Origin of the sequence: Novosphingobium sp., assembly GCF_041915465.1 — a bacterium.
Classification (GTDB): domain Bacteria; phylum Pseudomonadota; class Alphaproteobacteria; order Sphingomonadales; family Sphingomonadaceae; genus Novosphingobium.
Window position 1 is genome coordinate 1 of the sequence record NZ_JAYSBK010000117.1, and the last position, 8,853, is coordinate 8,853.

Genomic DNA, 8,853 nt, shown 5'->3' on the forward strand with positions numbered 1-8,853 from the left:
TGCCCGTGGTCGCGATCATTTCCAGCGGGGTGACGGCCAGCGGCTTGGCCCTGCTCACGCGCTCGATCAGCGAACGGCTCGACTTGGGCTTGTTCATCATGAACCCGACGGTGCCGTAGTTGAGGCCATAGGCCGGGATCACCCGGTCGGTATCGAGCATCTGGTGCAGGACGTGGAGCATGTGCCCGTCGCCGCCCAGGACCACGGCGATGTCCGCCTCTTCAAGCGGCACGAAGTCCATCGATTCGGACAGGTGCGCCGCCGCTTCGTGGGCGCGGGGCGTATCTGACGGCATCAGGGCAAGTCGGGGCGTCTCGCTCATTGTGGGGCTGCATATGGCGCGGCTGGCGCTTTGGCAACGAATTCGGGCATCGCGAACACTTTGTCAGCATTCGCTGTGCTAGAACGGGACCATGGAATTCATGCACCCCGATGCGATCGAGGCGGACCGCGATGCCGTGACGGGCCTGCCCAGCCTCGAGTCCGCGCGCCGGCGGCTGGCCGAATGGCTGGCGCGCGGGGCGCGGGTGCATGCCCTGCTGATCGGCTTCAGGCGCTTTGATACGGTCAACCTCGCCTATGGCGAGGCTGCGGGCGATGCGGCGCTGGGCGAGGTTGCGGCGCGGCTCAGGCACTTTGCCGCCGATGAACTGGACAGCGCGTGGATCGCCACACGCGGGCGGGGCGGGCAGTTCCTGCTCCTGTCGAGCGAGGAGTGCAGCCGCGAACGCTGGCAGCTGGCCTGTGCGCAGCTGCTCGACGCGCTGGCGGGTGCGATCCCGACTGCGGCTGGCACGCTGCGGCTATCGCCGCGCGGTGCGCTGCTGCGCGCGGTTCCGGACGAAGACGCCGACTCGATCCTCGACCGGCTGGGGCACACGATGGAATCCGCGATGGCCAGTCCGGGCCGCCGAATGGCCTGGGCCGATGGCGAGGCGATCAGCGCCGGGCGCAGTGCCGCCCAGCTTGAAGCCGACCTGCTGCGCGCGCTCGACGCTGGCGAGATCGAGGTGGTCTATCAGCCGCAGTTCTCCTGCCTTGACGACCGGCTCAGCGGGGCCGAGGCGCTGGCCCGCTGGAACCACCCCAAGCTGGGCCGGATCGGGGCGGGCGCCCTGTTTGCCATTGCCGAGCGGGCCGACCACGTACCCCAGCTATCGCGTCATATTGCCCGGCTGGCGATGGACGGAGCCAAGGCTTGGCCGATGGACCTGCGCCTGTCGCTCAACATCACGCCCAACGACCTTGCGGCCGACAATTTCGCCGAGGAATTTTCGATGCTCTCGGTCCAGTGCGGTTTCCCGGCGTGGCGGCTGACGCTGGAAGTGACCGAACAGGTCCTGCTTGGCGACGTTGGCCACGCCTCGCGCGCGCTGGGCGCACTGTCCGCGCGCGGCATCCGCATCGCGCTCGACGATTTCGGAGCGGGGTTCTGCAACTTCCGCTACCTGAAGCTGCTGCCGCTGCATTACCTCAAGCTTGACCGCTCGATGATCGAGGGCGTGATCGGCGATGCGCGCGACCTGGCAGTGCTGCGCGGGATCGTCGCGATGGCGACCGCGCTGGACCTCAAGGTGATTGCCGAAGGGGTTGAAAGCGAGGGCCAGCGCGCGCTCGCCGCCAGCGAAGGCTGCGCCTTTTACCAGGGCTTCCTGCGCGCCCAGCCGATGAGCGGGGCGGATTTCCTGAGCCTCGCGCGCGGGTAGGCGGGCCTACTTCTTCGCCTTCCTCGCAATCGAACTCAGCCCCTTGGTCAATTGCAGCAGGCCGTTGAGCCGCGCCTTGGGATCGCCCCAGGCGCGGTTGACCACCAGCTTGCTGTCGGGCCGCAGCTTGACCGCGCCGGCCAACCGTTCGGCATAGGCGACAAGGCCCAGCGGATCGGGGAACTCGTCGCCGTGGAAGCTGACGAGCGTGCCCTTTGCGCCGACGTCGATCTTGGAAATGTTCGCCTCGATCGCCTGCTGCTTGATCCGGATCAGCAGCACGAGGTTTGCGGTGGGCTGCGGCAGGGGGCCGAAGCGGTCGATCATTTCGGCGGACAGCACCTCGATTTCCTGCGCATCTTCGGCATCGTTGAGGCGGCGGTAGAGCGCCATGCGCACGGCAAGGTCGGGCACGTAGTCTTCTGGGATCATGATCGGGGCATCGACGGTGATCTGCGGCGAGAGCGAATGGCGTTCCTTCGCCAGCCCCATTTCGCCGGCCTTGGCCGCCAGGATCGCGTCCTCCAGCATCGACTGGTAAAGTTCGAACCCGACCTCGCGGATGTGGCCCGACTGTTCGTCGCCCAAGAGGTTGCCCGCGCCGCGAATGTCGAGGTCGTGGCTGGCCAGTTGGAAGCCCGCGCCCAGCGAATCGAGATCGCCCAGCACCTTCAGCCGCTTTTCCGCCACTTCCGACAGCTGCGAATCCGCCGGCGTGGTGAGATAGGCATAGGCGCGCAGTTTCGAGCGGCCGACGCGTCCGCGCAGCTGGTAAAGCTGGGCCAGGCCGAAGCGGTCCGCGCGGTGGATGATGATCGTGTTGGCGCTCGGGATATCCAGCCCGCTTTCGACGATGGTGGTGGAAAGCAGCACTTCGTACTTCTTTTCATAGAAGGCGCTCATCCGCTCTTCCACTTCGCCCGCCGCCATCTGGCCATGGGCGGTGACGAAGCGGATTTCGGGCACGGTATCGCGCAGCCACTGCTCGATCTGTTCCATGTCGGAAATGCGCGGCACGACGATGAAGCTTTGCCCGCCGCGGTGATGCTCGCGCAGCAGCGCTTCGCGCATCACCATGTCGTCCCACTCCATCACGTAGGTGCGCACGGCGAGGCGGTCGACCGGCGGGGTCTGGATGGTGGAGAGCTCGCGCAGGCCCGACATCGCCATCTGCAACGTGCGCGGGATTGGCGTGGCGGTGAGGGTGAGGACGTGAACGTCGGTGCGCAGCTGCTTCAGCGCCTCCTTGTGGTTCACGCCGAAGCGCTGTTCCTCGTCGACGATGACCAGACCGAGCCGCTTGAACTTCACGCTCTTGGAGAGCAGCGCATGGGTGCCGATGACCAGGTCCATCGTCCCGTCGGCCAGCCCCTCGCGCGTGGCCTTGGCTTCCTTTTCACCGACCAGCCGCGACAGCCGCCCGACGTTGAGCGGGAAACCGGCGAAGCGAACACGGAAGCAGGTGAAGTGCTGGCGCGCGAGCAGGGTGGTGGGGGCGATGATCGCCACCTGCTGCCCGGCCATCGCCGCAACGAAGGCGGCGCGCAGGGCGACCTCGGTCTTGCCGAAGCCGACATCGCCGCAGACGAGGCGGTCCATCGGCTTGCCCGCGGCGAGATCCTCCAGCACGTCCTCGATCGCGCGCTCCTGGTCCTCGGTTTCGGCCCAGGGGAACTTCTCGGCGAACTGGTCGTAAGTGACCGGGTCAACAGCGAGCACCGGGGCCTGCCGCAGCGCGCGCTGGGCGGCGGTTTTGAGCAGTTCGTGCGCGATCTCGCGGATGCGCTCTTTCAGGCGGGCGCGGCGCTTTTGCCAGGCCTCGCCGCCCAGCCGGTCGAGCGCGACGAAATCGTTTTCCGCCCCGTAGCGCGAGAGGACGTCGATGTTTTCGACCGGCACATAGAGCTTGTCGCCGCCCGCATATTCCAGCGCCACGCAGTCGTGCGGGCTGTCGCCCACCGGGATCGATTGCAGCCCGATATAGCGGCCGATGCCATGGTCCATGTGGACCACCAGGTCGCCCGGGGTGAGCGCGGCGAGTTCGGCCAGGAACGCGTCCGCGCCTTTCTTGCGCTTCTTGCGCCGGACGAGGCGGTCACCGAGGATGTCCTGTTCGGTGACGAGTTCGATGTCGTCGTTCGCGAACCCGGCTTCGAGTGGCAGGACCAGCGCGACCGGCGCGCCCTTGGCGGCGAGGCCGAGTGCCTCCTGCCAGGTTTCGGCCATGACCGGGACGGGCCGCGCGGCTTCGCCCAGGATCGCCGCGATGCGGGCGCGGCTGCCGGTGGAATAGGCCGCGATCAGTGCCTTCCTGCCGCGCTTGGCCTGTCCGGTGAGGTAGTTGGCGGCGGCTTCGTAAACATTGTCGCCGCGCGCGCGTTCGGGGGTGAAATCGCGGGCCGAGCCGAAGCCGAAGTCGATCACGCTGCCGCTTTCCGGCTGGGCGAAGATGTCGGTCCGATGGATCGGGCCGGACGCCTGCGCTGCGTCGAGTTCGGCGCGGGACAGATAGAGTGCGGTGGGATCAAGCGGACGATAGCTGCCCGCCGCCTTTCCGGAGGTCTCGGAGCGGGCCGCGAAATAGTCGGCAAAATCGCCCAGCCGCTCGTCCGCCGCGCCCTGCGCCGCAGAGTCGATCACGATCAGGTCGGCGGAGTCGAGGTGGTCGAACAGGGTGGAGAGGCGCTCTTCGAACAGCGGCAGCCAATGCTCCATCCCCGCCAGCCGCCGCCCGTCGCTGACCGCCTGGTAAAGCGGATCGCCGGTGGCATTGGCGCCGAACTGTTCGCGGTAGCGGCTGCGGAAGCGCTTGACGGTGTCATCGTCCAGTAGCGCTTCGCTGGCCGGGAGCAGCAGGTGGTGCGGGATCTCGCCGATTGAACGCTGGGTCGTGGGATCGAACAGGCGCAGCGTTTCCAGCTCATCCCCGAAAAAGTCGAGCCGCAGGCCGTGGTCGAGGCCGGAGGGGAAGATATCGAACAGCGAACCGCGCACCGCATATTCGCCCGCGTCCGCCACGGTATCGGTGCGGCTGTAGCCCTGCCGCTGGAGCAGGCCGATCAGGCTTTCGCGCCCGATTTCCATGCCGGGCTTGAGCAGCCGGACGCTCTCGCGGATACGGAACGGGGTAAGCACGCGCTGCAGCACGGCGTTGATCGTGGTGACCAGCAGCTGCGGTGTATCGGCCACGCCCTGAAGCCGGTGCAGCGCCGCCAGCCGCCGCGCGCTGACCGACAGTGCCGGGCTGGCGCGGTCATAGGGCAGGCAGTCCCACGCGGGGAAAGAAATGACTTCGAGTTCGGGCGCGAAGAAGGCGGCGCTGTCGGCAATGGCCTGCATCGCGGCCTCGTCGGGCGCGATGAACACCGCGCGGCCGCTCTTGCTGCGCGCAGCGCGGGCAAGGTCCGCCAGCACCAGCGGCTGCGCCCCGCGCGCGATCGACGCGAGGGTCAGCGGGGTGGTGGCAGAGAGGAGCTTGGCAAGATCAGGCATGGGTCACGCAATGGCAATTGCCCCGCGGGCCGATTTGATGGCCAGCGGGGTCAGGGAATTTGCAGCCCTTTAGCGCGTCATGCGCGCGCTGTCAGCGCGGGATTTCGACGTAATCGAGCTTGCGGAAGGCATCCATCAGCGGTCCGGCCAAGTCCGTCGGGACGGCAAGCGAGCCGAGCGCCCAGCCCATGATGTCAACGTCTTCCTCTTCGAGCAGGGCTTCGAACCATTTGAGTTCCGTCTCGCCCCAGGCGGCGTGGAACTTGTCGAAGAAGCAGCCGATCATATAGTCGGCCTCGCGCGTGCCGCGGTGCCAGGCGCGGAACTTCAGCTTGCGCAGGCGGTTTTCGTGGCTGTTTGCGGTCTCGTCCATGAGCGCCGCCGCTAGGCCGCAGCGGCGCCCATGGCAAGGGTTCAGTTGTGTTCGCGCAGGGCCGCAATGATCGCGTCGGCCTTCTTGCCGATCAGATCCTTGCCCAGTTCCTTGATCACGGCGCGTTCGGTCATCTTGTGATAGTGCCTGCGCACTTCGCCAAGCGTGCGGGCGGGCGCGATCACCACCAGCCTTTCGATCTTGTGGCCAAGCACCTGGCTGTTGAGCCATTCGACGGCGGCGGCGGCATGGGCGTCTTCAGCCACCTGGCTGTTCGCGTGGTTGCCCGGGTGCGAATGGTGCCCGGCGGTGGAATGGTTGTGCGAATCGAGCTTCGGCGCGGCAACGGCAGTCAGGTCCGGTTCGGCTTCGTTGCCAGCGTTGCGATAGAGTTCGAAATTCTTGCCATCGATCAGCGCGATAACGGTTCCGTGGGGCAGCAGCATTATATTCTCCTGATTGCTCGAGCCTTCTTGTGGAGGCTGCATCGAAAGAACACCCGGATAGTCTCACCGTCCATGCGCTGTGTCAAAACCGGCGAATGTTTCGCATTATCCAGCGGGCAATTTTGCGCTGCCCAGCGCGCCGCTTCGGGCTATGGAAGGCGCAATGCGTCCCGACCGGCTCAATCCCCTGTTCGCCGCTGCCGACAGCCTGAAAGGCGTGGGGCCGGGCCTTGCGCGTCCGCTCGACAAGCTGGGGCTGACGCGGGTGAAGGACTTTGCCTACCACCTGCCCGACCGCTTCGTTGAGCGCCGCGCGGTTTCGAACCTTGACGAGGCGACGGTGGGCGAAAATGTCGTCGTGGCGCTTACTCCGATCGAATACCGCACCAGCGCGGGGCGCGGGCCGTTCCGGGTGCTGGCGGCGGACGCGGTGGGCAATGTCTGTGCGCTGACCTATTTCGGGCGCAATGGCGGCTGGGCGAAAAAGCAGCTGCCGCTGGGCGAACAGCGCTGGGTGGCAGGCAGGCTCGACCAGTTCGGGCAGACGCTGCAGATCGTCCACCCCGATCACGTTGCCGAGGAAGGCGGCGCGATGCTGGGCCAGCTGTGCGAGCCGGTCTATCCGCTGTCCGAAGGGCTGACCCAGGGGCGGATCGCGGCGCTGGTGACGCAGGCGCTCAGCCACTGCGCGCCGCTGCCCGAATGGATCGAGCCGGGGCTGCTGGCGAAGATGCAATGGCCCGCGTGGCGCGATGCTCTGGAACTGGCGCACAAGGGCGAGCACGCGCTGGCGCGCGACCGGCTGGCCTATGACGAACTGCTGGCCAATGCGCTGGCGCTGATGCTGGTCAAGGAGTCCAACCGCAAGCGCGTCGGCACACCCTTGTCTGGCGACGGGCGGCTGCGCGGCAAGCTTTCACTCCCGTTCGGCCTGACCGGCGCACAGCGCCGCGCGGTCGACGAGATCGAGGGCGACCTTGCGCAAGCCGCGCCGATGCTGCGGTTGCTGCAGGGCGATGTCGGCTCGGGCAAGACGGTGGTCGCCCTCGAAGCGATGCTGATCGCGGTCGAGGCGGGCGCGCAGGCGGCCTTGCTCGCGCCGACCGAAATCCTTGCCCGTCAGCACCACGAAACGCTGACCCGGATGGCGTCCGGCACCGGCGTCACCATCGCGCTGCTGACCGGGCGCGACAAGGGCCGCGCGCGCGAATCGATCCTGATGGGACTGCTCGACGGGTCGATCGACATTGTCGTGGGCACCCACGCGATCTTTCAGGATGCGGTCACTTACAAGCACCTTGCGCTGGTGGTGATCGACGAGCAGCACCGGTTCGGCGTCGGCCAGCGGCTAATGTTGCAGCAAAAGGGCAAGCGTACGCCGCACTGCCTGGCGATGACCGCCACCCCGATCCCGCGTACGCTGACGCTCGCGCAATATGGCGAGATGGATGTATCGCGGCTCGACGAAATGCCGCCCGGACGCCAGCCGATCGACACGCGCGTCGTCTCGGTCGAGCGGATCGGCGATGTCGTCGGCGCGCTCGCGCGGCACATGGAAGGCGGACAGCAGGCCTATTGGGTCTGCCCGATGGTGCGCGAGAACGAGAATGAAGACCTTGCCGCCGCCGAGGCGCGCTTTGCCGAGCTCAAGGCCCGGTTTGGCGATGCCGTGACGCTGGTTCATGGCCAGTTGCGCCCAGAGGTGAAGGACGCTGCGATGGAGCGCTTCGTGCGCGGCGAGGCGAAGCTGCTGGTTGCCACCACCGTGATCGAAGTCGGCGTCGATGTGCCAAACGCGACGCTGATGGTAATCGAGCAGGCTGAACGCTTTGGCCTCGCTCAGCTGCACCAGCTGCGCGGGCGCGTGGGGCGCGGGAGCGGCAAAAGCACTTGCCTGCTGCTGCGCGGCGATGCCTTGTCGGAAGTCGCGCGCGAACGCCTGGCCCTGATGCGCGAGACGCAGGACGGCTTCCGCCTCGCCGAGGAAGACCTGCGGCTGCGCGGCGGGGGCGAATTGCTGGGGACGCGCCAGTCAGGCGATAACGCGTTTCGCGTCGCTGATGTCGAACAGATCCAGCGGCTGCTGCCGGTCGCGCATGACGATGCGCACCTGCTGATCGAACGGGATGGCGGCCTCTCCGGCGAACGCGGCGAGGCGGCGCGGCTGCTGCTCTACCTGTTCGAGCGCGACTGGGGCGTGCAGCTGCTTCGCGGCGGCTAGATCAGGCGAGCGTCGCGCGCGAAACCGATTTCCACGCATAGAGCAGCCGGCCGGGGCCAAGCGCTTCGAGCACGTCGCCGATTTCCGCCTTCGACACCGCGAAGCAGCCCTGGCTGCGGCCGATCCGGCCCTGGGTCAGCGCCATGGTCTCGTCCACATAGTCGGCAGCGTGGATCACGATCGCGCGGGGCAGGGCTTCGTTGTTGTCCGGCTCCAGCCCGATCAGGCGGCGTGAGCGGCCGTGCTTGCCGACATAGAGGTCGCCGGTGACGAAGCTGCCGAGGCTCGACGCGTTCGAGCCGGGACGGTTCGAAAAGCGCTCGGCGTAGCCGGTGTTGGCAAGGTCCGATCCGCGTCCGTGCGAGACGAGCATCGACTTTTCGATTCTGCCGCTGGCGATATTGACCAGTTGGAAGCGTGGCAGGCGCGAATGGGCGTCGAAGTTGACGATGCCGATCCTGTCGCGGTTGACGATATGGTCTGAATGCCGTTCAAGGGCAGCCATGGCGAGTGGCAGCAGGGCAGGGGTATCGCCGCAAAGGGTCGCGGCGAAACTGCGCGAAGCAGCAAGTCCTGCACTGCCGACAGCCATGGCGCCAAGGAAGTGGCGCCGGT

The 8,853-nt window shown here is 67.0% G+C and carries 7 protein-coding genes; 2 read left to right on the forward strand and 5 right to left on the reverse strand.

Annotated features, from left to right (window positions below):
* On the reverse strand, positions 1-322 hold a 322-nt coding region (locus tag ACE3SN_RS14855; RefSeq protein WP_374531297.1), incomplete at its 3' end, for an NAD(+)/NADH kinase.
* A 91-nt stretch (positions 323-413) separates the two neighbouring features.
* On the opposite strand from ACE3SN_RS14855, the gene ACE3SN_RS14860 reads away from it, so the two are divergent.
* On the forward strand, positions 414-1,706 hold the full coding sequence (locus ACE3SN_RS14860) for an EAL domain-containing protein (RefSeq protein ID WP_374531299.1): 1,293 nt from the start codon (positions 414-416) through the stop codon (positions 1,704-1,706).
* Positions 1,707-1,712: 6 nt separating this feature from the next.
* Here ACE3SN_RS14860 and mfd read toward each other — a convergent pair whose 3' ends face one another.
* The 3 genes from mfd to ACE3SN_RS14875 all read right to left on the reverse strand — a co-directional run bounded on the left by mfd (position 1,713) and on the right by ACE3SN_RS14875 (position 6,017).
* Positions 1,713-5,198 (reverse strand): transcription-repair coupling factor, encoded by a 3,486-nt coding sequence (gene mfd, locus ACE3SN_RS14865; protein ID WP_374531300.1) that lies wholly within the window; start codon positions 5,196-5,198, stop codon positions 1,713-1,715.
* Positions 5,199-5,289: 91 nt separating this feature from the next.
* Positions 5,290-5,571: a succinate dehydrogenase assembly factor 2 gene (locus tag ACE3SN_RS14870; protein ID WP_374531302.1), complete on the reverse strand. Its 282-nt coding sequence runs from the start codon at positions 5,569-5,571 to the stop codon at positions 5,290-5,292.
* Between the two features lie 41 nt (positions 5,572-5,612).
* Positions 5,613-6,017, reverse strand: a complete 405-nt coding sequence (locus ACE3SN_RS14875) for a host attachment protein (RefSeq protein ID WP_374531304.1) — start codon at positions 6,015-6,017, stop codon at positions 5,613-5,615.
* A gap of 163 nt (positions 6,018-6,180) precedes the next feature.
* Here ACE3SN_RS14875 and recG point away from each other — a divergent pair, with 163 nt between their 5' ends.
* Complete coding sequence (gene recG / locus ACE3SN_RS14880) at positions 6,181-8,238, forward strand: ATP-dependent DNA helicase RecG (protein WP_374531308.1); 2,058 nt, start codon at positions 6,181-6,183, stop codon at positions 8,236-8,238.
* A gap of 1 nt (position 8,239) precedes the next feature.
* On the opposite strand, the gene ACE3SN_RS14885 is transcribed toward recG, so the two are convergent.
* A partial coding sequence (locus tag ACE3SN_RS14885) for a murein L,D-transpeptidase catalytic domain family protein (protein WP_374531306.1) occupies positions 8,240-8,853 on the reverse strand: 614 nt, incomplete at its 5' end.